The organism is Kocuria flava (assembly GCF_001482365.1).
Classification (GTDB): domain Bacteria; phylum Actinomycetota; class Actinomycetes; order Actinomycetales; family Micrococcaceae; genus Kocuria; species Kocuria flava.
The window spans coordinates 1,789,082-1,813,018 of the sequence record NZ_CP013254.1 but is presented as its reverse complement, the minus strand read 5'-3'; the positions used below and the strand labels follow the sequence as shown (position 1 = coordinate 1,813,018).

Genomic DNA, 23,937 nt, shown 5'->3' with positions numbered 1-23,937 from the left:
TCCTCGGGATCGTCGGCGGTCTCAGCGGGCCTCGAGCACGGCGGTGACGCCCAGCCCGCCGGCGGCGCACACCGAGATCAGCCCGCGGGCGGGCCGGCCGGTCCGCTCGGCGCGCTCGCGCAGCAGCTTGGCGAGGGTCGCCACGATGCGCCCGCCGGTCGCGGCGAAGGGGTGCCCGGCCGCGAGCGAGGACCCGGCGACGTTGAGCCGGGAGCGGTCGACCGTGCCGAAGGCGCCGTCGAGGCCCAGGCGCTCGCGCCCGAAGCGCTCGTCCTCCCAGGCGGCGAGGGTCGAGAGCACGGTCGAGGCGAAGGCCTCGTGGATCTCGACCAGGTCGAAGTCCTCGAGGGACAGGCCCTGGCGGGCCAGCAGCCGGGGCACGGCGTAGGCGCCGGCCATCAGCAGGCCCTCGTCGCCGTGGACGAAGTCGACGGCGGCGGCCTCGACGTCCACGACGTCGGCGAGCACGGGCAGCCGGTGCTCCTCGGCCCACTCGACCGAGGACAGCAGCACGGTGGAGGCGCCGTCGGTCAGGGCGGTGGAGTTGCCGGCGGTCATCGTGGCCTCGGCGTCCAGGGAGCGGCCGAAGACCGGCTTGAGCCCGGCGAGCTTGTCCACGGTGCTGTCGGGGCGCAGGTTGTTGTCGCGGGCGAGCCCGCGGAACGGGGTGGCCAGGTCGTCGAAGAAGCCGCGCTCCCACGCGGCGGCCAGATTGCGGTGGCTCGCGGCGGCGAGCTCGTCCTGGGCCTGCCGGGAGATCTCCCAGCGGGCGGTGGTCAGGGCCTGGTGCTCGCCCATGGACAGCCCCGTGCGGGGCTCGCCGGTGCCGGGGGCCGCGGGCTTGAGGTCGCCCGGGCGCAGCCGGGAGAGCGCCTTGAGCTTCTGGCCGGTGCTGCGGGCCCGGTTGAGCTCGAGCAGCACCTGGCGCAGCCCCTCGCCCACCACGATCGGGGCGTCCGAGGCGGAGTCGACGCCGCCGGCGATGCCGGAGTCGATCTGGCCCAGCCGGATCTTGTTCACGAGCGTCGAGACGGCCTCCATGCCGGTGGCGCAGGCCTGCTGGACGTCGAAGGCCGGGGTGCGCGGGTCCAGGACGGAGCCGAGCACGGCCTCGCGGGTGAGGTTGAAGTCCTTGGGGTGCTTGAGCACGGCTCCGGCGGCGACCTCGCCGATGCGCTCGCCGGCCAGGCCGCAGCGGGCGGCGAGCCCGTCGAGGGCGGCGGTGAGCATCTCCTGGTTGCTCGCGGAGGCGTAGGCCCCGTGGGCGCGGGCGAACGGGATGCGGTTGCCGCCGACGACGACCGCGCGGCGGGCCACGCCGGTGCGCTCGGCCGCGGCGGGAACGGTGTGCTCGGCGGTGGTCTCGGTCTGCTCGGCGGGGCGGGGGGTCTCGGTCACGGAGCTGCTCCTGGGGTCTCGTCGGTCGGTGGCCTCGCGGCCCGCCGGGGTCCTGCGGCCCGGCCCGTGGGCCGAAGTGAGGTGATGCGGGTCACGTCGTCGCCGATGTTACCTGATACCCTGGGTATCGTGAAACAGCAATCCGACGAGGGCGCCACCGCCCCGGCCGTCGAGGACGGCCGCTCCTCCCGCTGGGCCCGGCACCGCGCGCAGCGCCGGCTCGAGCTGATCCGCACGGCCCGCGCGGCCGTCGACGAGCTCGGCCCGCAGGCGTCCATGGAGGAGATCGCCTCCGCGTGCAGCACGTCCAAGTCCGTGTACTACCGGTACTTCGGGGACAAGACCGGGCTGCAGCGGGCCGTGGGCGAGTACACCGTCACCCGGATGCGCGACCGCCTCCGGGACGCCGCCCGGGCCGCCGGCACCTTCGAGGGCACGGTCGAGGCGATGGTCGCCGAGTACCTGCTGAGCATCGAGCGCTCGCCGGCGGTGTACCGCTTCGTCGTCGGGGCCGTTCCCGAAACGGGGCGGGGCGAGCGCCACCGCCACGACCGGCGCACCCGCACCGGCCGCCAGGAGGAGGCCGGCGAGCGCCCCGACGGGACCGGCGGGGCCGCGGGCGGGGCGCAGCGCTACCTCATCCAGGAGTTCACGGACGCGGTCGCGGCCCTGCTCGCGGAGGCGCACGTGCGCCACTCCCCCGCCGAGCACTGCCTGCCCGAGCCGATGCTCAGCTACTGGGCCGCCTCGACCATCGGCATGGTCCGCGGCGCCGGGGAGGCCTGGATGTCCACCCCGGCCGGCACGGAGCGCCCCTCCCGGCAGCGGATGACCGAGCTGATCCTGGGCTGGGCCGTCCACGGGCTGCGCCCCGCCGGGGACCCCGGCGCCCCCGCGGCCCCCGACCCCGACCACCGGGGCCCCGGCGGCTGAGCGCCGGAGCCCGTCCCTCCCCGGGGCCGGCGGGACCTTCCCGCCCGGACCCCGCCGATCCACCGGCCCCGTCCCGGCGACCGCCGCGACCGGGGCCTCGCAGAAGGAGCGAGGACATGACCACCACCGTCGACCGCCCCACCGGCACCGCGCAGGAGGCGACCGCCCCGGCCGCCGTGGACGTCGCCGCCCTCGGCGAGCTGCTGCTCGGGCGCTGGGCCGAGGTCCGCCGCCAGACCCGGGCGATGCTGCTCGACGAGCGGCTGCACACGCAGGAGAACCTGAGCTACCAGGAGAACCGGGAGCGGGTCCTGGGCCAGCTGCACCTGCTCGTGGAGCACGGGGCGATGAGCCGGGGCCTGCCCGAGGCCTACGGCGGTCAGGGCGACCCCGGCGGCAACGTGGCCGGCTTCGAGGAGCTGCTGCTGGGCGACCCCTCGCTGCAGATCAAGGCCGGGGTGCAGTGGGGCCTGTTCGGCTCCGCCGTGCTCAACCTCGGCACCGAGGAGCACCACCGCCGCTGGCTGCCTGCCATCCGCGACCTGCGGGTGCCCGGGGTGTTCGCGATGACCGAGATCGGCCACGGCTCCGACGTCTCCTCGATCGGCACGACCGCGACCTACGACCCGGCCGCGGAGGAGTTCGAGATCCACACCCCGTTCACCGCCGCGACCAAGGACTACCTCGGCAACGCCGCCCGGCACGGGCGCGCCGCCGTGGTCTTCGCCCGGCTGCTCACCCGCGGGGTCGACCACGGCGTGCACGCCTTCTACGTGGCGATCCGCGACGACGACGGCGCGTTCCTGCCCGGCGTCTCCGGCGAGGACGACGGCCGCAAGGGCGGGCTCAACGGCGTGGACAACGGCCGGCTGCGCTTCGACCGGGTGCGGGTCCCGCGCACGCACCTGCTCAACAAGTACGGCGACGTGGCCCCGGACGGCACCTACAGCTCGCCGATCGCCAGCCCGGGCCGGCGGTTCTTCACCATGATCGGCACCCTGGTCCAGGGGCGGGTCTCCCTCGACGGCGCGGCCGTGGTCGCCAACAAGGCGGCGCTGACCATCGCGATCCGCTACGGCAGCGAGCGCCGGCAGTTCAACGCCTCCTCCGACGTGCGCGAGGAAGTGCTGCTGGACTACCAGGAGCACCAGCGCCGGCTGCTGCCGCTGCTGGCCGAGACCTACGCGATGGACTTCGCCCACCAGGAGCTGCTGGCCAAGTACGACGACGTCTTCTCCGGGCGCCGGGACACCGACGAGGAACGCCAGGACCTCGAGACCCTCGCCGCGGCCCTCAAGGCGCTGTCCACCTGGAGCGCCCTGGACACGCTGCAGACCTGCCGGGAGGCCTGCGGCGGGGCCGGGTTCATGACGAAGAACCGGCTGACCTCCCTGCGCCACGACCTCGACGTCTACGCGACCTTCGAGGGGGACAACACCGTGCTGCTGCAGCTCGTGGCCAAGCGCCTGCTCTCCGACTGGGCCGACGAGCTCAAGCACGTGGACGTGGGCGTGATGGCCCGCTACGTCGCCGGGCGGGCCACCGAGGCGACCTACCACCGCTCCGGGCTGCGCAAGCTGGGCCAGGCCTTCCGCGACACCGGGGACGTACGCCGCTCGGTCAACGCCCTGCGCGAGGAGTCCGCCCAGCACGCCCTGCTGGCCGACCGGGTGCAGACGATGGTCGCCGAGGTCGCCGAGAACCTGCGGCCCACCGCCCGCCTGCCCCGGGCGGAGGCGGCGGCGCTGTTCAACGAGAACCAGCACAAGCTCATCGCGGCGGCCCGCGCCCACGCCGAGCTGCTGCAGTGGGAGGCCTTCACTCGGGCCCTGCGGCGGGTCGAGGACCCAGGCACCCGCACCGTGCTCACGTGGCTGCGGGACGTCTTCGGGCTGCGGCTGATCGAGAAGAACCTCGCCTGGTACCTCTCCTACGGGCGCGTCTCGATGCGCCGCGGCCGCAGCCTCGACGAGTACGTCGACCGGCTGCTGGCCCGCCTGCGCCCGCACGCGCTCGACCTCGTGGCCGCCTTCGGCCTCGAGCAGGGGCACCTGCGCGCGGAGATCGCCACGGGCGTCGAGGCGCAGCGGCAGGAGGAGGCCGCCGCCCACTACCGCCGGCTGCGGGCCTCCGGCGACGCCCCGGTCAAGGAGACCGCTCCCCCGCGCGAGGGTGCGGAGGGCCGCCGCCGCGCCGGCAGGGACGCCGGGAAGGACACCGCGAAGGACGACGCCCGCACCGGCGGCACCGGGGCCGGCGCCCCGGCTCCCGGCCCCGGGGAGCCCGCGGCGGAGCCGGCCGGCGGACCGGGCACGGGCGGACGGCGCGGCGAGCGCCGGCACGACCGCCGCCGCGCGCGCCGGCTGGAGCTGCGGGGCCTGAAGAAGACCCGGCGCCGGGCCGCCGCGGAGGACGCGGCCGCGCAGCAGGCCCCCGCGCGGGCGGAGGACGACCGGCCGGAGGAGCGGGAGCCCGCGCGGGCCGGGGACGCCGCCGGGTCCGCCCCGCAGGAGGCGCGGGCGGCCGGGGCCTGAGCCGGCCCCGGAGGGTGCTCGGGCGGCCGTCACCGGAGCCGGCCCCCGGGGCGCCCGTGACCGCGGGCGCCCCGGGGGCCGGTGCTCAGTACAGCCCGGCGGGGCCCGTGAGGAACCGGGCCAGGCCGTGGGCGAGGACCGTGTTGCCCAGGGCGTTGAGGTGGGCTCGGTCGGCCGCGACCACCGAGCGCGGGGGCAGCCCCTGGGCGAGCCACCGGCGGTCCTCGGCCGAGGACCCGATCCGGTGGGGCCGCAGTGCGGGCAGCGCCCACAGCCGCGGGTCCCGCAGATCGGCCATCGTGTCGTAGAAGCGCTGCCCGTACTCGTGGCGGTAGGCGGCGTTGACCGCCCGCACATGCTCCCAGCGCGCGGTGCCGCGGCGGTCCCGCCACGTGTGCCAGTGGCCCATCACCACGGTGCGCTCGGGCTCCACGGCCCAGATCGCCCGGGTGTCGGCCAGCACCTGCCAGTGCTCGGCGATGTTGTTCTTCCCGGTCCACACCAGGTGCACCTGACCGCGGTGGGCCTCCTGCAGGGCGGTGCGCCACCAGCTCTGCGGACCGGTCCCGGGTGCGAGCGCCGCCCCGGGGACGACCCGGTGCAGCGCGACCACGCCCTCGCGCCCGCGCACCCCGCGGATCGTGCACCCGACCCCGGCGACCGTGCCCGGCTCGGCGACGAGCGCGCTGGGCGCCCGGCCGTCGGCGGTGGGGACCACCACCGTCCCGTGGGCGGGCAGCCCGCCCCGGCCCAGCAGGACCTTGTACGGGTGCTCCCGGCTGCGCAGGGCCAGGGTCTGGGAGGAGACGTCGCCGCTGACGGCCCGCGAGGTCCCGGGGACCTCCAGCAGGCGGGAGAGCAGGACGTCGATGCGCACCTCGGGGAACCCCGGCGGGCGGTCCCGGGCGAGCGCGCTGGCGGCCGAGGACGAGCCCCACAGCACGAACTCGCGCGCGGGGCCGGGCCGGGAGCCGAGCGGCGCCAGGGCCCCGCCCACGGAGCCCGCGGCGGCCAGCAGCGCCCCGGAGCGCAGGAGGGAGCGGCGGGAGAGCAACATGTTCTCGAAGGTAAAGAGCGCGGGGGCCCGGCGGGCCCGTGTGACGCTTTCGCACGCTCCCCACTTGGGGGGACACCGGCCGGGCCCGTGGGCCGGGCGGCCCACGGGCCGGTCCGTGCCGCGGCCCGGCCCGCGCCCGGCCCCGGTCCGCGCGGGTCCCGGTCCGCGCGGGTCCCGGTCCGGACGGGCGTCAGGCCGGGGGCTGGGCGGGCAGCGGCCCGGTCGCCTCCTCGGCCCGGGCGGCGTCGGCGACGATCACGGTGACGTTGTCCCGCCCGCCGGTGCGCAGGGCGGCCTCGAGCAGGACGTCGGCGGCCTCCTTGGGGTGGGCCGTGCGCCCGAGGACCCGGGCCATGTGGGCGGGGCTGAGCTCGTTGGTCAGCCCGTCGGAGCACAGCAGCAGCCGCTCCCCCGGCCGGGCCGGCAGCACGCGGACGTCGGGCTCCCAGACCTGCCCGGTGCCCAGGGCACGGGTGATGACGTTGCGCCGCGGGTGCACGAGCGCCTGCGCGGCGGTGATCTGCCCGATGGAGACGAGGTACTGGACCTCGGAGTGGTCCACGGTGAGCTGCTCGAGCTCGGGGGTGCCGTCCGCGGCGGCGGCCTCCGGCGGGTGCAGCCGGTAGGTGCGGGAGTCGCCGGTGTTGAACACGATCCACAGGTCCCGGTCCTCGATCCGGGTCAGCCACACGCCCGTGACCGTGGTCCCGGCCCGCCCGGCGCAGGCGTGCTGGATGTGCTGGTCGGCCTGCCACAGCACGGAGCGCACCCGGCGCACGGCCTCGATCGCGCCCTCGGGCACGTCCGGGTCCAGGCGCAGCTCCCGCTCGACGGTCGCGCGGAAGCGGGCGACGTCGAGCGGCGGCGGGGGCTCCTCGACCGGGAACCCGAGCGGGTCGGCGAGGGTGAACAGCGGCGAGGACCCGAGCGTGCGCACGCACAGCGCCGCGGCGATCTCCCCGGCCTCGTGCCCGCCCATGCCGTCGGCCACCGCGCACATGGTGGCGGTGACGACGAGAGCGTCCTCGTTGGTCTCCCGGCGCAGGCCGCGGTCGGTGGCGGCGCCGGCGCGGATGACGAGCGGCGCGCTCACTCGAGGTCGACCTCCAGCCCGGGTCCGGAGCCCTGGGAGAGCAGGACCGGCTGGACGTCCCCGAAGCCCCGCACGTTGCGCGTGGGCTGGGGCAGGAGGATGAAGCGGTCGTCGCCGGCGAGCACCGCCGCCGTCGAGGCGTCGACGAGCACGGAGCCCGGCTCCGTGAGGGAGACGAGCCGGGAGGCGAGGTTGACCGTGGGCCCGTAGATGTCGCCCAGGCGCGGCAGCACCCGGCCCCACACGAAGGCCACGCGTGCCTGGGGCAGGTCGGGGTCCTCGCGGATGGCGCGGGCCAGGGCCAGGGAGATCAGGGCGCCCCCCTCGGGGCTCTCGGCGAGGAACATCACCTCGTCCCCGATGGTCTTGATCAGCCGGCCCCCGCCCACCGAGATCACCTCGGCGCACAGGTTCTCGAAGCGCTGGACGAGGTGGGCCAGGGTCCGCTCGTTCATCTGCCGGGACAGGGCCGTGTAGGAGACGAGGTCGGCGAAGCCCACCCCGCGGGCCAGCGGCAGGATCGCCGCGCCGCTCTCGTCGGCCACGGGCCCGGTGGCCGTGGACCCGTCGGGGCGCTCCACGCGCATCGCCAGGCGCTGCACCGCGGCGTTCATCTGCCTCCGCCACGAGTAGACGAGCAGCTGCTCGACGGCGTCGATGAGGTCGGGCAGCAGGTGCAGCAGCTCGCGGCGGGCGGCGGCGTCGGTCATCCCTTCGTTGATGACCATGTCCTCCACGAGCGCCTCGACCTGCCACACCACCATGCGGTCGGTCATCTGCCCGATCGAGCGCACCAGGGACAGCGCGGCCTCCTCGGTGATCTTCTCCTCGAGGACCATGGTCGAGAGCACCCGCAGCGCCTCGGAGTCCTGCTCCGTGAACCAGACGTCGTCGTCGCTGACGTTCGGGAAGCCCAGGGCGCGCCAGACCTTGCGCGCCGACAGCAGCGAGAGCCCGCCGCGGCGGGCGGCCTCGCGCCGGCGCAGGGCGCGCTCGGAGCCCAGCAGGGTCCGCTCGAGCGCCCGCACGGCCGCCTTGGCCTCGGCCGAGCGGTAGAGGTTGGCCTGGACGGGGTTGTGCAGGTTCAGGTTCAGCTGCTGCGTCTGGGGGCCGACCGACGGCCCGCCCTCGTGCTCCGGGTCCTCACTGGCCACGCGTCACTCCTGTTGCTGGTGGGCGGCCCGCCCGCCCCAGAGACGGAGCGGCCGGGCGGACGGACGGGGGTGCGGCGCGGGGACCGCGTCGGGTCCCACTGTAGTGCTCGCTCCCCCGGCGGCGCCCGGACCGGGCCCGGCGGAGCGGGCGAGCTCCTCGTCGGCGGCCCGCCGCAGCAGGTCGGCGAAGCGCCGGGCCTCCGGGGCGTGCTCGAGGCGCAGCCCGCCCCACGGGCCGAAGTCGGCCACGACCCGCCCGTCCCGGCGCCCGAGCGCCGGGACGCGCGGGCCGTCCACGGCCACGTGCCGCAGCCCGGCCAGGGGCAGCCGCACCGGCTCGTGCCCGCCCCGCAGCAGCACGAGGTGGCGGGTGGTGAGCACGTAGCGGGTGCGCCACCAGCGCAGCAGGGGCAGCAGCACCCGGCGCAGCACGACCCAGGCCGCCGCCGCGAGCAGCAGCAGCTCCGCGCCGGCGTGCAGGCTCTGCCACGGCTCGTCCGTGGGCCGCCACACCAGCCCCAGGGCCCGCTGGGCCAGGGAGAGCGCGAAGACGACGAGCAGCAGCACCAGGAACGGGCGCAGCAGGTGCACCCCGTGCGGGCGGGTGGCCACGAGCACCCGCTCCCCCGCGCCCAGGGGCGGGCGGGCGCTCACGGCCGGTCCCCCGCCCCGCCGTCGGACGCCCCGGGGGCCGCCGCGGCCGGGGCGGCCGGGCGCAGGTGGACGACGTCCCCCGCGGTGACCTCGTGCACGGTCCCCGCCGCGTCGCGCACCAGCAGGGCCCCGGAGGCCCCCAGCCCCTCGGCCGTGCCCACCAGCGGCGGGCGCCCGCCCGGCAGCTCGGCGCGCACGGCCCGCCCCAGGGTCTCCATCCGCCCCGCGACCTGCGCGTGCAGCGCCCCGCCCGGGGCGGCGGCGCCCGGCTCGGCGCACAACCGGCGGTAGCGCGGCAGGAAGGCCTCGAGCACGCGCACGAGCAGCTGGGGGCGGGGGCTCGCGCGGCCGGTGAGTCGGCGCAGCGAGGTCGCGGTGGGCACGGGCAGCGCGTCCTGGCCGACGTTGACGCCGGCGCCGAGCACCACCGCCGGCGGGTCCCCGGGCACGAGAACGGCCAGCAGCCCGGCGATCTTGCGCCCGTCCACGAGCACGTCGTTGGGCCACTTCACGGCCGCGTCCACGCCCTCGGCCGCCAGCGCCTCGGCGACCGAGACCGCCATGAGCAGCGTCAGCCAGGGGTAGTCCGGCAGCGGGACGGCTCCGGCCGGGCGCAGCAGGAGGCTGAAGGTCAGGGCGGTGCCGGGCTCGGTGGTCCAGACCCGGTCGAGCCGCCCGCGCCCGGCGCTCTGGTGGCCCGCGGCCACGAGCGAGAGGTCCGGCCAGGCGGCGGCCGGGTCCGTCCCGCCGGCCGGGCGGGCGGCGGCGGCGAGGTGGTCGTTGGTGGAGCCGACCTCGTCGAGCACCTCGACCCGCCGCAGGCCCACGGCCTCGAGGGCGGCCAGCGCGGCGGGGTCCCGCAGGTCGGCGCCGGGGGCGCGGGGATCGGACACGGTGCTCCTCCGGACGGGCGGGGAACGGCGGCCCCGCGTAGGGTTTCGTGGTGTCCACAACAGTAGCCGCGCTGACCGGGAGGCGCCCGGACGGGCACCCGGCACCGGCCCGAGCCCGAGGAGCCACCGTGAGCCCCGAGCAGCCCCCCGTCGTCGCCGTCACCTACGTCTACGGCGGCCCCGCCGACGTCCTCGCCGCCCGCCGGCCCGAGCACCGCGAGTACCTGCGCGGGCTCGTGGAGCAGGGCCTGCTGCTGGCCTCCGGTCCCTACGACGACGACGGGCCCGCCGGTGCGCTGCTGGTCTTCGCCGCGGAGCCCGCCGAGGTGGCGCGGCTCACCGACGAGGACCCCCTGGTGCGCCACGGCGTGGTCACCGAGCGCACCGTGCGCCCGTGGAACGTCGTGCTGGGCCGCGTGGGCTGAGCCGCCTGCGCTCCCGGCCCCGTCCGGCCCGCCCCGCGGCCGGCTCCGCGGCCGGCTCCGCGCCGGCTCCGCGCCGGGACCGGGGCGGGCCCCGGGGCGGGCCGGGCGGGGCCGAAGCCGGGGCGGCGGAAATTGTAGGACTCCTACAACCGGGCCCGCCCGGGGCGAGGCATAGAGTGGTCGGGTCCCCGACCTGCCCCGACCGGGCCGGCCGCGCAGCAGACCACGAGGTGCCATGAGCCACGACCTGACCACCACCGCCGGCAAGATCGCCGACTTCCACGACCGGCGCGCCCGCTCCGAGGCGCCCGCGGGCCGGGCGGCGATCGACAAGCAGCACGCCCGGGGGCGCAACACCGCGCGCGAGCGCGTGGAGATGCTGCTCGACGAGGACTCGTTCGTGGAGTTCGACGCCCTGGCGACCCACCGCTCCACGGCCTTCGGCATGGAGTCGAAGAAGCTGCTGGGCGACGGCGTGGTCAGCGGCTACGGCACGGTCGACGGCCGGCTCGTGGCCGTCTACTCGCAGGACTTCGCGGTCTTCGGCGGGTCCCTGTCCCAGGTCAACGGGGAGAAGATCGTCAAGGTGCAGAAGTTCGCGCTGCGCAACGGCTGCCCGGTGATCGGCATCAACGACGGCGGCGGGGCCCGCATCCAGGAGGGCGTGGCCTCCCTGGCGATGTTCGCCGACATCTTCAACATGAACGTCCGCTCCTCCGGGGTGGTCCCCCAGATCTCGCTGATCATGGGCCCGTGCGCGGGCGGGGCCGCCTACTCCCCCGCCCTGACCGACTACATCGTGATGGTCGACAAGACCTCGCACATGTTCATCACCGGCCCGGACGTGATCAAGACCGTCACGGGCGAGACCGTGGACATGGAGACCCTCGGCGGGGCCCGGCAGCACAACACGACGACCGGCACCGCGACCTACCTCGCCGAGGACGAGCAGGACGCCTTCGAGTTCGTCCACGAGCTGCTGGAGTTCCTCCCGGCCAACAACCTCCACGAGGCCCCGCTGCTCGAGCACGACCAGGAGGAGGAGACCACCGAGGCCGACCTCGCCCTCGACGGGCTCGTGCCCGACTCCGCGAACCAGCCCTACGACATGCGCGCCGTGATCGAGGCGGTCGTCGACGACGGCCACTTCCTCGAGATGCAGTCCCTCTACGCGCCCAACGTGCTCATCGGCTACGCCCGGGTCGAGGGCCACACCGTGGGGATCGTCGCCAACCAGCCGCTGCAGTTCGCCGGGACCCTGGACATCGCCGCCTCGGAGAAGGCCGCCCGGTTCGTGCGCCACTGCGACGCGTTCAACGTCCCCGTGCTCACCCTCGTGGACGTGCCCGGGTTCCTGCCCGGCACCGACCAGGAGTTCAACGGCATCATCCGCCGCGGGGCCAAGCTGCTCTACGCCTACGCCGAGGCCACCGTGCCCCTGGTCACCCTGATCACCCGCAAGGCCTACGGCGGGGCCTACATCGTGATGGGCTCCAAGAAGCTCGGCGCCGACGTCAACCTCGCCTGGCCCACCGCCCAGATCGGCGTGATGGGCGCGCAGGGCGCCGTCGAGATCCTCTACCGCCGCGACCTCGCGGCCGCCGCCGAGCGCGGCGAGGACGTCGACGCGCTGCGCGCCGAGCTCGTGCAGAAGTACGAGGAGGAGCTGCTGAACCCCTACCAGGCCGCGGAGCTGGGCTACGTGGACGCCGTGATCGCCCCCTCGGAGACCCGGCTGCAGGTGGTCCGGGCGCTGCGGGCCCTGCGCGAGAAGCGCGCCACGCAGCCGGCCAAGAAGCACGGGAACATCCCGCTGTGAGCGCCCCCGAGCAGCAGGCGCCGGCGCTGCGCTTCGTCGCCGGCAGCCCGACCCCCGAGGAGGTCGCCGCGGTCACCGCGGTCCTGCTCGCCCGCCGGCCCCCGGCCGAGCAGGACGAGCGGGCGGCCACCGGTCCGCGCGCCCAGTTCCGCCGGATGCGCCTGGGCCTGCGGCTGCGCCCCGGCCGCGGCGCGTGGCGGCGCTCCCGGGCCGAGGAGTGATCCGCCCCGGCTGAGGCCCGCACCCACCGTGGGGGCCGCGGCGCTAGGGTGGCCCGCATGACCGCCCACCTGTCCGCCACCACGCCCTCCGGGGACCCGGTGCCCGCCGGGACCCGCCACGCCACCGCGGTCGACGCCGTCGCCGAGCGCTGGTACGCCCGCACCCTCGAGCTGGACCCCGCGCAGGCCGCGCTGCACGGGATCCGCCCGCACGAGACCGGCTACCGGGACTACGGCCCGGACGGTCCGCGGGCGTGGGCCGAGGCAGCCCGGGACACCCTCGCCGAGCTGGCCCGCACCGCCCCCTCCGACGACACCGACCGGGTCACCGCCCACGCCCTGCGCGAGCGGCTGGGCGTGGGCCTGGACCTGCACGAGGCCGGGCTGACCGGCTGGGAGGTCAACAACATCGCCTCCCCCGTCCAGGAGATCCGGGAGGTCTTCGACGGGCTGCCGCGCGGCGGCGCCGAGGACTGGCGGGCCGTCGCGCAGCGCCTGCGCGCGGTGCCCGGGGCCGTGGCCGGCTATCTGCGGGCGCTGCACCAGGCCCAGGCGCGTGGCCGGTCGGCCTCCGCCGACCAGATGCGCACGGCCGCCCGCCAGGCCCGCGGCTACGCGGCGCCCGGCGGGTTCTTCGACCGGCTCGCCCGGCACCGGCGCGTCCCGGAGGCGCTGCGCGAGGAGGTCGCCGCCGCCGCGGCCGCCGCCCGGGAGGCCTACACCGGGCTGGCCGACGCCCTGTCCGGGGAGCTGACCGTGCGGGCCCGGGGAACCGACGCGGTCGGGCCCGAGGAGTACGCCCTGCGGCTGCGGGAGTTCCTCGGCGCCACCGTGGACCCGGCCGAGCTCTACGCCTGGGGCGTGGACCACCTCGCCGACATCGTCGACGAGCAGCGCCGGCTGGCCCGCCGGATCGTCCCGGGCGCCTCCGTGGCGGAGGCCGTGGCGTTCCTCGACGCCGACCCCGCCCGCCGGCTGCACGGCACCGGGGCCCTGCAGGCGTGGATGCAGGAGCTCTCCGACGCGGCCGTCGACGCGCTGGCTGGGACCCACTTCGAGATCACGGCGCCCATGCGCCGGCTCGAGTGCCGGATCGCCCCGACCCACGACGGCGGGATCTGGTACACCGGCCCCAGCGCGGACTTCTCCCGGCCGGGCCGGATGTGGTGGTCGGTGCCCGAGGGCACGGAGCACTTCACGACCTGGGAGCAGACGACGACGGTCTACCACGAGGGCGTGCCGGGCCACCACCTGCAGTTCGCGACCGCCCTGGCCAACGCCGCCGAGCTGAACCTGTGGCGCCGGGCGGGACTGTGGGTCTCCGGCCACGGCGAGGGGTGGGCCCTGTACGCCGAGCGGCTCATGGACGAGCTCGGCTTCCTGGAGGACCCCGGGGACCGGATGGGCATGCTCGACTCCCAGCGCCTGCGCGCCGCCCGGGTGGTCTTCGACATCGGCTTCCACTGCGGGTTCACCGTCCCGGGCGAGCTCGGGGACGCCCTGGGCGGGGCCCGCCCCGGGGTGGTGTGGAGCGCCGAGGACGGCTGGCGGTTCCTGCGCGCGAACATCGTGATGGCCGAGCCGATGCTGCGCTTCGAGTGGCTGCGCTACCGCGGCTGGCCGGGCCAGGCGCCCTCCTACAAGGCGGGCCAGCGGCTGTGGGAGCGGTCCCGGGAGCACGCGCGCGCGGCCGCCGGGGCGCGGTTCCGGCTCCGGGACTTCCACACGCGGGCGCTGCGGCTGGGCTCCGTGGGCCTCGACACCTTGGAGTTCGCCCTGAACCTGTGATCTGCCCGACGTCACAAACGCGTCACACAAGCTCGACACGCTATTGTACGCCGCCGTACTGTGGCGCCCATGGTTTCCGCTTCAAGCACTCCGCGTCTGCCCCGCTGGGCCACCGCCTTCGGGCCGCAGATCGTCCTCGCCCTCGTCCTGGGCGTCGCCCTCGGCCTCGCCGCCGACGCGCTGGGCGGTGATCCCGACACCGACCCGAACGGGCTGATGACCGCCCTCGACACGATCGGGACCAGCTACGTCACCCTGCTGAAGGCCGCGGTCGTCCCGCTCGTGGTCACCGCCGTCATCTCCTCGATCGCCAACCTCCGGGAGGTCTCCGACGCGGCCCGGCTGGCCTGGAAGACGCTGCTGTGGTTCGGCATCACCGCGCTGATCGCCGTGGTCGTGGGCCTCGTGCTCGGGCTCGTGGTCCAGCCCGGGGCCGGCACCGGGGCGAGCGCCCCCGCGGAGTCCTACGAGGGGACCCAGGGGTCCTGGCTCGCGTTCCTCACCGGCCTGGTCCCGGGCAACTTCCTGGGCCTGCAGGCCTCCTCCACCGTGACCGGGGCCGGGGCGGTGGCCACCACCACGAGCTTCAACGTCCTGCAGGTGCTCGTCGTCTCGGCCGCCGTGGGCATCGCCGCCCTGAAGGTCGGCGAACCCGCCGAGCCGTTCCTGGCCGTGGTCCGCTCGGCGCTGGCCGTGGTGCAGAAGGTCGTGTGGTGGATCATCCGCCTCGCCCCGCTGGGCACCCTCGGGCTGATCGGCAGGGCCGTCTTCGAGTACGGCTGGACCTCCATGGGCGGGCTGCTGGCCTTCGTCGCCACCGTCTACGCCGGCCTGCTCGTCGTGGCCCTCGTGGTCTACCCCGTGCTCGTGCGCCTGCACGGGCTGTCCGTGAAGCAGTACGTCTCCGGCGTGTGGCCGGCCGTGCAGCTGGGCTTCGTCTCGCGCTCCTCCGTGGGCACGATGCCGCTGACCCAGCGGGTGACCGAGCGCAACCTCGGCGTGCCCCGCGCCTACGCCTCCTTCGCGGTGCCCCTGGGCGCCACCACCAAGATGGACGGCTGCGCCGCGGTCTATCCCGCGATCGCCGCCCTGTTCGTCGCGCAGTTCTACGGGATCGAGCTGGACGTCACGCACTACGTGCTCATCGCGCTCGTGTCCGTGCTGGGCTCCGCGGCGACCGCCGGCACCACGGGCGCCACCGTGATGCTCACCCTGACGCTGTCCACACTGGGCCTGCCGCTCGACGGCGTGGGCCTCCTGCTGGCCGTGGACCCGATCATCGACATGGGCCGCACCGCGCTCAACGTGGCGGGCCAGGCCCTGGTGCCCACGATCGTCGCCCACCGCGAGGGGCTGCTGGACCGGGAGCTCTACGACGCCCCGCGCTCCGGCGACCCCTTCGTCCCCGAGGACGCCGCCCCCGAGGGCGCCACCCCCGAGGAGGCCGCGGCGACCGGGGCCCGCTGAGCCCCGGCGCCGCCGTCCCCACCGCGAGGGGCGGGGAACTGGGAGAATGCTCGACGCATTCCGGCAGTTCCCCGCCCCTCGCTGTTCCTGGACGCGTCACGGGCTACCCTGGGACGGGCATGAGAGCTGGGTCACAGCACGGGACAGGAGGCTGCGCGTGGGCGCACCGGCGGAGGGACCGACGACGACGGACCCGCTGCTGCGACTGTCCTGGGCCCGGTCGCTGGACCACCTCTCGGCGCCCGAGCGCTGCACCCCGCGGGTCGTGCTGGACGGCTCCGACGTCCGGGAAGCCCGCTCCCCGCTGCGGCTGCTGATGCCCGTGCTCGACGAGCTGCTCACCCCGCTGGCCGAGGACACCGGGCTGGTCGTGGCCGTCACGGACCCCGGCGGCGTGATCCTGCGGGTCCGGGGCAGCGCCGCGACCCGGCGGCGGGCCGAGTCCATGGGCTTCGTCGAGGGCGCCGACTGGTCCGAGCCGGCCGTGGGCACCAACGCCCCGGGCACCGCCCTGGTCCTGCGCCGGCCCGTAACCGTGCACCGCGAGCAGCACTTCTACCCCGAGGCCCGGCCCTGGACCTGCACGGCTGCCCCCCTGCTGCACCCCGTCACGGGGGCGCTGCTGGGGGCCGTGGACCTGACGGGCGGGGACGCCGCCGCGAGCCCCGCCACCCGGGCGCTGGTCGGCGCGGCAGTGCGCGCCGCCCGGGCCGAGCTCGCCCTCGCCCTGCGCTCCGCGCGCCGCTCCGAGAACGCCGCGGCGGCGCCGTCCGCCGCCCCCGCCCACGGCGCGTTCCTGCGCGTGCTCGGCGACGCCCCGCCGGCACTGGTGCTGGACGGGCAGGCCCTGGAGCTCACCGAGCGCCACGCCGAGATCCTCCTGGCCCTGTCCCGCGCCGGCAACGGCCTGAGCACCGCGGAGCTGTCGGAGCAGCTGTGGGCCGGCCGGGCACAGGAGACCACGGTGCGCGCCGAGGTCCTGCGGCTGCGCCGGCTGCTCGAGTCCCGGGGCGGGCCGGCGATCGCCTCCCGCCCCTACCGGCTCGAGACCCCGCTGCCCTCGGATGCGGGCCGGGTGCTCGAGCTGCTCGCCCGGGGCTCGCACCGGCGGGCGCTGCGCGAGTACACCGGGGCGCTGCTGCCGCACTCCGAGGCGCCGTCCCTCGTGGCCCTGCGCCACCGCCTCACCGGGCTCCTGCGCGAGGCCGTCCTCACCGACGGCTCGGCCGAGGCCGTGCGCGAGTACCTCACCCTGCCGGAGGCCGCCGACGACGCCGAGGCGTGGGCGCTGCTGCTGCGCCTCCTGCCGGCCCGCTCCCCCGCCCGCGCCGAGGCCGTCCTCGAGCTGGAGCGGCTGCGCCGCTGACCGGCCCCGGCGCCCGCCGCACCGTGCGTGCAACGTGCGTGCAACGTGGCCCCCCGTAGCGTGATCCGCATCACACGATGGTGCGGACGAGGCGGTCCGCACCCGTGCCACACGCACCGTCACGCACCAGGAGCAGGTCACCATGAGCGTTGAAACCCAGTCCCTCACCACCGTCTACGCGCAGCCGGGCACCGAGGGCTCGAAGGTCACCTTCAAGCCCCGCTACGAGCACTGGATCGGCGGACAGTGGGTCCCGCCCGTGCAGGGCCGGTACTTCGAGAACATCTCCCCGGTCAACGGCAAGCCCTTCACGGAGGTGGCCCGCGGCACCGCCGAGGACATCGACGCCGCGCTCGACGCCGCGTGGGCCGCCGCCCCGGCCTGGGGCAAGACCCCGGTCGCCGAGCGGGCGCTGGTGCTCCACCGGGTCGCCGACCGGATGGAGCAGAACCTCGAGATGCTCGCCGTGGCCGAGACCTGGGACAACGGCAAGCCCGTGCGCGAGACCATCAACGCGGACATCGCCCTGGCCATCGACCACTTCCGCTACTTCGCCGGGGCCATCCGCGCCCAGGAGGGCACCCTCTCCCAGCTCGACGACAACACCACGTCCTACCACTTCCACGAGCCCCTCGGGGTGGTGGGGCAGATCATCCCCTGGAACTTCCCGATCCTCATGGGCGTGTGGAAGCTCGCCCCGGCCCTGGCCGCGGGCAACGCCGTGGTGCTCAAGCCGGCCGAGCAGACCCCGGCCTCGATCATGGTGCTCATGGAGCTGCTCGCGGACATCCTGCCCCCGGGCGTGGTCAACGTGGTCAACGGCTTCGGCGTGGAGGCCGGCAAGCCGCTGGCCTCCAGCCCCCGGATCCGCAAGATCGCCTTCACCGGCGAGACCACCACCGGCCGGCTCATCATGCAGTACGCGTCCCAGAACATCATCCCGGTGACCCTCGAGCTGGGCGGGAAGTCCCCGAACATCTTCTTCGAGGACGTCGCCGCGGCCCAGGACTCCTTCTACGACAAGGCGCTGGAGGGCTTCGCGTTCTTCGCCCTCAACCAGGGCGAGGTCTGCACCTGCCCCTCGCGGGCCCTGATCCAGGGCTCGATCTACGACCGGCTGCTCGCGGACGGCGTCGAGCGGGTCAAGGGCATGGTCCAGGGCAACCCGCTGGACCTCGACACCCAGGTCGGGGCGCAGGCCTCCAACGACCAGCTGCAGAAGATCCTCTCCTACATCGACATCGGCCGGCAGGAGGGCGCGAAGGTCCTCGTGGGCGGCGAGCGCAACGTGCTGGACGGGGACCTCGCCGAGGGCTTCTACGTCTCCCCCACGGTGTTCGAGGGCGAGAACTCGATGCGCATCTTCCAGGAGGAGATCTTCGGGCCCGTCCTGTCGGTCACCCGCTTCACCGACTACGCCGACGCCATGGCCACCGCCAACGACACCCTCTACGGCCTCGGCGCCGGGGTCTGGGCCCGCAACGGCAACCTGGCCTACCGCGCCGGCCGCGACATCCAGGCCGGGCGCGTGTGGGTGAACCAGTACCACAACTACCCCGCCCACTCCGCGTTCGGCGGCTACAAGTCCTCGGGCATCGGCCGCGAGAACCACCTCATGATGCTGGACCACTACCAGCAGACCAAGAACCTGCTGGTCTCCTACTCCGAGGACGCCCAGGGCTTCTTCTAAACCGCCCTCACCCGGCCCGTCCCGACCGTCCGTCCCGTTCCAGGAGGAGCACCATGAACGCCCAGCAAGCCCCGACCGTCCAGGAGTCCGCGGCCACCGCGGTCCCCGGCACCATGACCGCCGCCGTCGTCACCGCCTTCGGGCAGCCCCTGGAGGTCAAGGACCTCCCGGTCCCCGAGCCCGGCCCCGGCCAGGTCCTCGTCAAGCTGATCTCGACCGGTGTGTGCCACACCGACCTGCACGCCGCCCACGGCGACTGGCCGGTCCAGCCCACCCCGCCCTTCGTCCCGGGCCACGAGGGCGTGGGCACGGTGGTGGCCCTCGGCCCGGGGGTCACGGAGGTGCAGGAGGGCGACCTCGTGGGCAACGCCTGGCTGGCCTCGGCGTGCGGGCACTGCCGCAACTGCCGCACCGGCTGGGAGACGCTGTGCGAGGAGCAGGTCAACGGCGGCTACAGCATCGACGGGTCCTTCGGCCAGTACATGCTGGTCGACGCCCGCTTCGCCGCGCAGATCCCCGCGGGCGCCGACCCGTACGAGGTGGCGCCGGTGCTGTGCGCCGGGGTCACCGTCTACAAGGGCCTGAAGATGACCGAGGCGCGGCCCGGGGAGTGGGTGGTGATCTCCGGCATCGGCGGCCTGGGGCACCTGGCCGTGCAGTACGCGGTGGCCATGGGCCTGCGGGTCGCGGCGGTCGACGTCGCCGACGACAAGCTGGCCCTCGCCCGCAAGCACGGCGCGGAGATCACCGTCAACGCGTTCGCGGAGGACCCGGCCGAGGCCGTGCTCGCGCAGATCCCGGGCGGTGCGGACGCCGTGCTGGTGACCGCCGTGCACCCGGCCGCGTTCGGCCAGGCGATCGGCATGGTCCGCCGCGGCGGGACGATCGTGTTCAACGGTCTGCCGCCCGGGGACTTCCCGGCGCCGATCTTCGACATCGTGCTCAAGGGCCTGACCATCCGCGGGTCCATCGTGGGCACGCGCCAGGACATGGTCGAGGCCCTCGACTTCTACGCGCGCGGTCTGATCCACCCGACCTACAGCACCCGTCCGCTCGAGGACGTCAACGCGATCCTCGACGAGATGGAGAAGGGCAAGATCGAGGGCCGCGTGGTCGTCGAGTACTGATCCGGGCGGACGCGAGGGGTCGCGTCCCGTCCCGGGCGATCGTGAGGGGTCGCGTCCTGTCGGTGGGAGAACGTCTCATCAGCAGGACGCGGCCCCGCGCGCGTGGGCGAGGGCGCAGCGCGGCCCCTCGCGCGCACGGCCTGCGTATCCTGGGACGGTGACTCCCCGCCTCGTCCTCGCCTCCCGCTCCCCCGCCCGCACCAAGCTGCTGGCCGACGCCGGGATCGGCCACGACCGGCTCGTCTCCGACGTGGACGAGGACGCCGTGGTCCGGGAGCGCGGGGTGACCGGCGCCGAGGAGACCGCGATGGTCCTGGCCCGGGCCAAGGCGGAGGCCGTGGCGGCGCTGCCCGAGGCCGCCGGCGCCCTCGTGCTGGGCTGCGACTCGGTCTTCGCCCTCGACGGCGAGGTCCACGGCAAGCCGCTGGACCCGGCCGTGGCCACCGCCCGCATCCGGGCGATGCGCGGTCGCTCGGGCGTGCTGCACACCGGGCACTGGCTCGTGGACACCCGCGGCCCCGCCGCCGGCGGCACGGGCTTCGCCGGGGGCGCCCCGGCGAGCGCCGAGGTCTTCTTCGCGCCGATGTCCGACGACGAGGTCGCCGCCTACGTCGCCACCGGCGAGCCCCTGCACGTGGCGGGCTCCTTCACCATCGACTCCCTCGGGGCCTCGTTCGTCGAGCGCGTGGAGGGGGACGTGCACGCCGTCGTCGGCCTGAGCCTGGCGGTGCTGCGCCGCCTGCTGGCGGAGGCCGGGGTGGGCGTGCCCGAGCTGTGGACCCCGCGCCCCTGAGCACCCCGGCCGGTCCTTTGTAGGAGTCCTACAGAAACCGGGGCGCATTTCGGGCCGCCCGGCCGGTGGTTGGGCGATCGAGCGCGCCGGGGAATACAGTGCATCCGAGGATTTCGACAAGGAGTGCAACGTGACCCACCACAGCCCTGCGGACGGCGCCATCCGCCCCATCACCAAGGTCCTCGTGGCCAACCGCGGCGAGATCGCCGTGCGCGTGATCCGTGCCGCCCGGGACGAGGGGATCGCCTCCGTGGCGGTCTACGCGGAGCCGGACCGGGACGCGCTGCACGTGCGGATGGCCGACGAGGCCTACGCGCTGGGCGGGGCCACCGCCGCGGAGTCCTACCTGGTGGCCGACAAGCTCCTGGAGGTCGCCGCCCGCTCCGGTGCCGACGCCGTGCACCCGGGCTACGGGTTCCTCTCCGAGAACGCCGACTTCGCGCTGGCCGTGCTCGAGGCCGGGCTGACCTGGATCGGCCCGCCCCCGGCCGCGATCGCCAAGCTCGGGGACAAGGTCGCCGCCCGGCACATCGCCGAGAAGGTCCGCGCCCCGCAGGTTCCCGGCACCACCGACCCCGTCTCCTCCGCCGAGGAGGTGCTCGCCTTCGCCGACGAGCACGGGCTGCCGATCGCCATCAAGGCCGCCTTCGGCGGCGGCGGGCGCGGGATCAAGGTCGCCCGCGAGCGCGAGGCCGTCGCCGAGCTCTATGAGTCGGCCGTGCGCGAGGCCACCGCGGCCTTCGGGCGCGGCGAGTGCTTCGTGGAGCGCTTCCTCGACGCCCCCCGCCACGTCGAGACCCAGTGCCTGGCCGACGCCCACGGCACCGTGGTGGTCGTCTCCACGCGCGACTGCTCGCTGCAGCGGCGCAACCAGAAGCTCGTCGAGGAGGCCCCGGCCCCGTTCCTGACCGAGGAGCAGAACCGCCGGCTCTACGAGTCCTCCAAGGCGATCCTCAAGGAGGCCGGCTACCAGGGCGCGGGCACGTGCGAGTTCCTCGTGGCCGCCGACGGCACGATCTCCTTCCTGGAGGTCAACACCCGTCTGCAGGTCGAGCACCCGGTCTCGGAGGAGGTCACGGGCCTGGACCTGGTGCGCGAGCAGTTCCGGCTGGCCCGCGGCGAGGCCCTCGGCTACGACGACCCCGCCGTGCGCGGGCACTCGATCGAGTTCCGGATCAACGGCGAGGACCCCGGCCGCAACTTCATGCCCTCCCCCGGCACCATCACCGCCCTGTCCCTGCCCAGCGGCCCCGGCGTGCGCGTCGACTCGGGCGTGGAGGCTGGGGAGACCGTGGGCGGGAACTTCGACTCCATGCTCGCGAAGCTGATCGTCACCGGGGCGACCCGGGAGCAGGCCCTCGAGCGCTCGCGCCGGGCGCTGCGGGAGCTGCGCGTGGAGGGGCTGCCCACCGTGGTGCCCTTCCACCGGGCCGTGGTCGAGGACCCCGCGTTCGCCCCGGCCGGCGGGGAGCCCTTCCGGGTGCACACCCGCTGGATCGAGACCGAGTTCGACAACACGGTCCCGCCGTTCGAGGCCACCCCCGAGGCCGGTCCCGAGGCCGAGGAGCGCCACGCGATCGTCGTGGAGGTCTCGGGCAAGCGCCTCGAGGTCGTCCTGCCGGCGGCCGCGGCCGCCGGGGTCGCCAAGCCGGCCGGGTCCGCGTCCAAGCCGCGCCGGTCCCGCGCGAGCCGCGGCGGCACCGCGGCCGCGGCCGGCGGGGACGGGCTGACCTCGCCCATGCAGGGCACGATCGTGAAGATCGCGGTCGACAACGGCGACGAGGTCGCCGAGGGCGACCTCGTGCTCGTGCTCGAGGCCATGAAGATGGAGCAGCCGCTGACCGCCCACAAGGCCGGGACGGTCTCCGGGCTCTCGGTGACCCCCGGGGACACCGTCTCCGCGGGCACGGTCCTGGCCACGATCTCCTGAGGCCGGCCGTGAGCGAGCCCCGTAGCCTCGTCGACCTCTCGGCGCAGGCCCGGCTGCGCACCGGCGCCCCGGCGGCCGCGCCGCGGCTGCGGGTGCTGTGCTGCCCGCCCTCCGGGGCCGCCGCCGGGTACTGGCGCTTCCTCGTGCGCGAGGACGTCCACGTGCTCGGCGTGCAGTACCCCGGCCGCGAGTCCCGCTTCCGGGACCCGGCCGCCCCGTCCCTGACCGCCCTCGCCGAGGAGGCCGCCGCCGCGGCCGCCGCCGCGCCGTGGGCCGGGGACGGGGTCCCGCTCGTGGTCCTGGGCCACAGCATGGGCGCGGCCGTGGCCGCGGAACTCGCCTCGGCCCTCCAGCACCGCCACGGGCTGCGCCCCGCGCTGCTGGCGCTCTCCGCCAAGGCCGCCCCCGGCACCGACGGGCCCGGCACCGACGGGCCCGGCGCCGACGAGCCCGCGGACGGGGACGGCCCGGCCGGGCTGCGCGCCGACGAGCTGGACTCGGACGAGGCCCTCGTGCGCTGGCTGCGCGGGCTCGGCGGGACCCCGGAGGCGGTGCTGGCCAATCCGGAGCTGCTGGCCCTGCAGCTGCCGGTGCTGCGCGCCGACCTGCGCCTGTCCCTGGCGCACGACCGGCTGCCCGCCCCCGTGGCCGCCCCGCTGCTGCTGCTGCGCGGCACCCGCGACGCCACGGTGGGCCGGGCCGCCATGGCCGGCTGGCGGGCAGCCGCCGGCGGGCCGGTGCACGTGCGCGAGTACGAGGGCGGCCACCACCCGCTGGCCGAGCACCGCGACGAGCTGCTCGCCGACCTCGCCGCGTGCGCGGGCCCGTCGTCGTCGGCCCCGCCGCCGGCCCCGCCCTCGGACCCGCCCCGGTGAGCGTCCCCGGGACGTCCGGGGCCCCGGGCGCCCGGCTGCCCGTGCCCCCGGGCGCGGAGGGCGCCGCCCTCGTGCACGCCCGCCTGGCCCGGCTCGTGCCCTGGGCGCGCACCGTGGCCCCCGCCTGGCTGGACGCCGCCGAGCGCGCCCGCCGCGACCGGCTCCGGCGCGCCGCCGACCGGGACGCCTTCGAGGCCCGCCGGTGCCTGCTGCGCGCCGTGCTCGCCGCCCGCCTCGGCACGGACCCCGCCGCGGTGCCGATCGCCCCGCTGCCCGGCCCCGCCGGGCGCCACGGCAAGCCCGGGGTGCCCGGCGTGCACTTCTCGCTGAGCTCCAGCGGCGAGCACGTCCTGCTCGCGACCGGCCCGCGCGAGCTCGGGGCCGACCTCGAGACCGTCCCCTCCCTCGCGGCGGCCCGGCAGGTGGCCGCCGTCCTCCACCCCGAGGAGCAGCGCGCGCTCGCCCGGGTGCGCCGCGGCCGCCGGGCACGGGCGACCACCGTCGTGTGGGTGCGCAAGGAGTCGCTGCTCAAGGCGATGGGCACCGGCCTGTCGCGGGACCCGGCCCTCGACCTCGTCGGCGCCGGGCCCGAGCCCGCCCGGCCCGTGCCCGGCTGGCGGACCCTCGACCTGGAGGGGCTGCCGCGCACCGTCCGGGCGGCGCTGACGGTGCGCGCCGACTGAGTTCCCGGCAGCGGCCGGCCACGCCGGCCCCTCCCCG

The 23,937-nt window shown here is 75.8% G+C and carries 19 protein-coding genes and 1 pseudogene; 14 read left to right on the top strand and 6 right to left on the bottom strand.

Translation table 11 applies throughout. The features are described from left to right. Positions 1-21: 21 nt before the first annotated feature. Positions 22-1,398: an acetyl-CoA C-acetyltransferase gene (locus tag AS188_RS08065; RefSeq protein ID WP_083529340.1), complete on the bottom strand. Its 1,377-nt coding sequence runs from the start codon at positions 1,396-1,398 to the stop codon at positions 22-24. A gap of 129 nt (positions 1,399-1,527) precedes the next feature. Between AS188_RS08065 and AS188_RS16880 the strand changes: the two genes are divergently transcribed. Together AS188_RS16880 and AS188_RS08055 are read left to right on the top strand one after the other, a co-directional pair. Continuing rightward, positions 1,528-2,331: a TetR/AcrR family transcriptional regulator gene (locus tag AS188_RS16880; RefSeq protein WP_058858424.1), complete on the top strand. Its 804-nt coding sequence runs from the start codon at positions 1,528-1,530 to the stop codon at positions 2,329-2,331. 116 nt (positions 2,332-2,447) lie between these two features. After that, a pseudogene (locus tag AS188_RS08055) lies at positions 2,448-4,517 on the top strand (acyl-CoA dehydrogenase family protein); the annotation flags it as partial. Positions 4,518-4,950: 433 nt separating this feature from the next. Here AS188_RS08055 and AS188_RS08050 read toward each other — a convergent pair. From AS188_RS08050 to AS188_RS08030, 5 genes are all read right to left on the bottom strand, one after another. Further along, a complete protein-coding gene (locus AS188_RS08050; RefSeq protein WP_058858422.1) occupies positions 4,951-5,922 on the bottom strand; it encodes a hypothetical protein in 972 nt (323 codons plus the stop codon). A 190-nt stretch (positions 5,923-6,112) separates the two neighbouring features. Beyond that, entirely contained in the window at positions 6,113-7,015 is a 903-nt protein-coding gene (locus AS188_RS08045; RefSeq protein WP_058858421.1) for a PP2C family protein-serine/threonine phosphatase, read from the bottom strand. Next, positions 7,012-8,169, bottom strand: a complete 1,158-nt coding sequence (locus AS188_RS08040) for an adenylate/guanylate cyclase domain-containing protein (protein WP_058858420.1) — start codon at positions 8,167-8,169, stop codon at positions 7,012-7,014. The genes AS188_RS08045 and AS188_RS08040 overlap by 4 nt, the downstream gene beginning before the upstream one ends. A 3-nt stretch (positions 8,170-8,172) precedes the next feature. Further along, positions 8,173-8,823: a hypothetical protein gene (locus AS188_RS08035; RefSeq protein WP_058858419.1), complete on the bottom strand. Its 651-nt coding sequence runs from the start codon at positions 8,821-8,823 to the stop codon at positions 8,173-8,175. Then, positions 8,820-9,716: a biotin--[acetyl-CoA-carboxylase] ligase gene (locus AS188_RS08030; protein ID WP_058858418.1), complete on the bottom strand. Its 897-nt coding sequence runs from the start codon at positions 9,714-9,716 to the stop codon at positions 8,820-8,822. Before AS188_RS08030 ends, AS188_RS08035 begins: the two co-directional genes overlap by 4 nt. Before the next feature lie 128 nt (positions 9,717-9,844). On the opposite strand from AS188_RS08030, the gene AS188_RS08025 reads away from it, so the two are divergent. The 12 genes from AS188_RS08025 (at position 9,845) to AS188_RS17115 (ending at position 23,900) form a co-directional block, all read left to right on the top strand. Beyond that, entirely contained in the window at positions 9,845-10,141 is a 297-nt protein-coding gene (locus tag AS188_RS08025) for a YciI family protein (protein WP_058858417.1), read from the top strand. Between the two features lie 235 nt (positions 10,142-10,376). After that, positions 10,377-11,960: an acyl-CoA carboxylase subunit beta gene (locus tag AS188_RS08020; RefSeq protein ID WP_058858416.1), complete on the top strand. Its 1,584-nt coding sequence runs from the start codon at positions 10,377-10,379 to the stop codon at positions 11,958-11,960. Continuing rightward, positions 11,957-12,181: an acyl-CoA carboxylase subunit epsilon gene (locus tag AS188_RS08015; protein WP_058858415.1), complete on the top strand. Its 225-nt coding sequence runs from the start codon at positions 11,957-11,959 to the stop codon at positions 12,179-12,181. Before AS188_RS08020 ends, AS188_RS08015 begins: the two co-directional genes overlap by 4 nt. A 57-nt stretch (positions 12,182-12,238) precedes the next feature. Next, positions 12,239-13,969, top strand: a complete 1,731-nt coding sequence (locus AS188_RS08010; protein WP_058858414.1) for a DUF885 domain-containing protein — start codon at positions 12,239-12,241, stop codon at positions 13,967-13,969. Positions 13,970-14,038: 69 nt separating this feature from the next. Beyond that, complete coding sequence (locus AS188_RS08005) at positions 14,039-15,436, top strand: dicarboxylate/amino acid:cation symporter (RefSeq protein ID WP_058858413.1); 1,398 nt, start codon at positions 14,039-14,041, stop codon at positions 15,434-15,436. A gap of 157 nt (positions 15,437-15,593) precedes the next feature. Continuing rightward, a complete protein-coding gene (locus AS188_RS08000; protein WP_058858412.1) occupies positions 15,594-16,802 on the top strand; it encodes a sigma-54-dependent transcriptional regulator family protein in 1,209 nt (402 codons plus the stop codon). 142 nt (positions 16,803-16,944) lie between these two features. Beyond that, entirely contained in the window at positions 16,945-18,492 is a 1,548-nt protein-coding gene (gene exaC, locus AS188_RS07995; protein WP_058858411.1) for an acetaldehyde dehydrogenase ExaC, read from the top strand. Between the two features lie 53 nt (positions 18,493-18,545). After that, positions 18,546-19,619 (top strand): alcohol dehydrogenase AdhP, encoded by a 1,074-nt coding sequence (gene adhP / locus AS188_RS07990; protein ID WP_017834229.1) that lies wholly within the window; start codon positions 18,546-18,548, stop codon positions 19,617-19,619. A gap of 157 nt (positions 19,620-19,776) precedes the next feature. Beyond that, on the top strand, positions 19,777-20,412 hold the full coding sequence (locus AS188_RS07985) for a Maf family protein (protein ID WP_058858410.1): 636 nt from the start codon (positions 19,777-19,779) through the stop codon (positions 20,410-20,412). A 130-nt stretch (positions 20,413-20,542) separates the two neighbouring features. Further along, entirely contained in the window at positions 20,543-22,342 is a 1,800-nt protein-coding gene (locus AS188_RS07980; RefSeq protein ID WP_058858409.1) for an acetyl/propionyl/methylcrotonyl-CoA carboxylase subunit alpha, read from the top strand. A gap of 8 nt (positions 22,343-22,350) precedes the next feature. After that, a complete protein-coding gene (locus AS188_RS07975; RefSeq protein ID WP_058858408.1) occupies positions 22,351-23,217 on the top strand; it encodes a thioesterase II family protein in 867 nt (288 codons plus the stop codon). Then, complete coding sequence (locus AS188_RS17115; protein ID WP_169797992.1) at positions 23,214-23,900, top strand: 4'-phosphopantetheinyl transferase family protein; 687 nt, start codon at positions 23,214-23,216, stop codon at positions 23,898-23,900. Before AS188_RS07975 ends, AS188_RS17115 begins: the two co-directional genes overlap by 4 nt. The last annotated feature ends 37 nt before the right edge of the window (positions 23,901-23,937 follow it).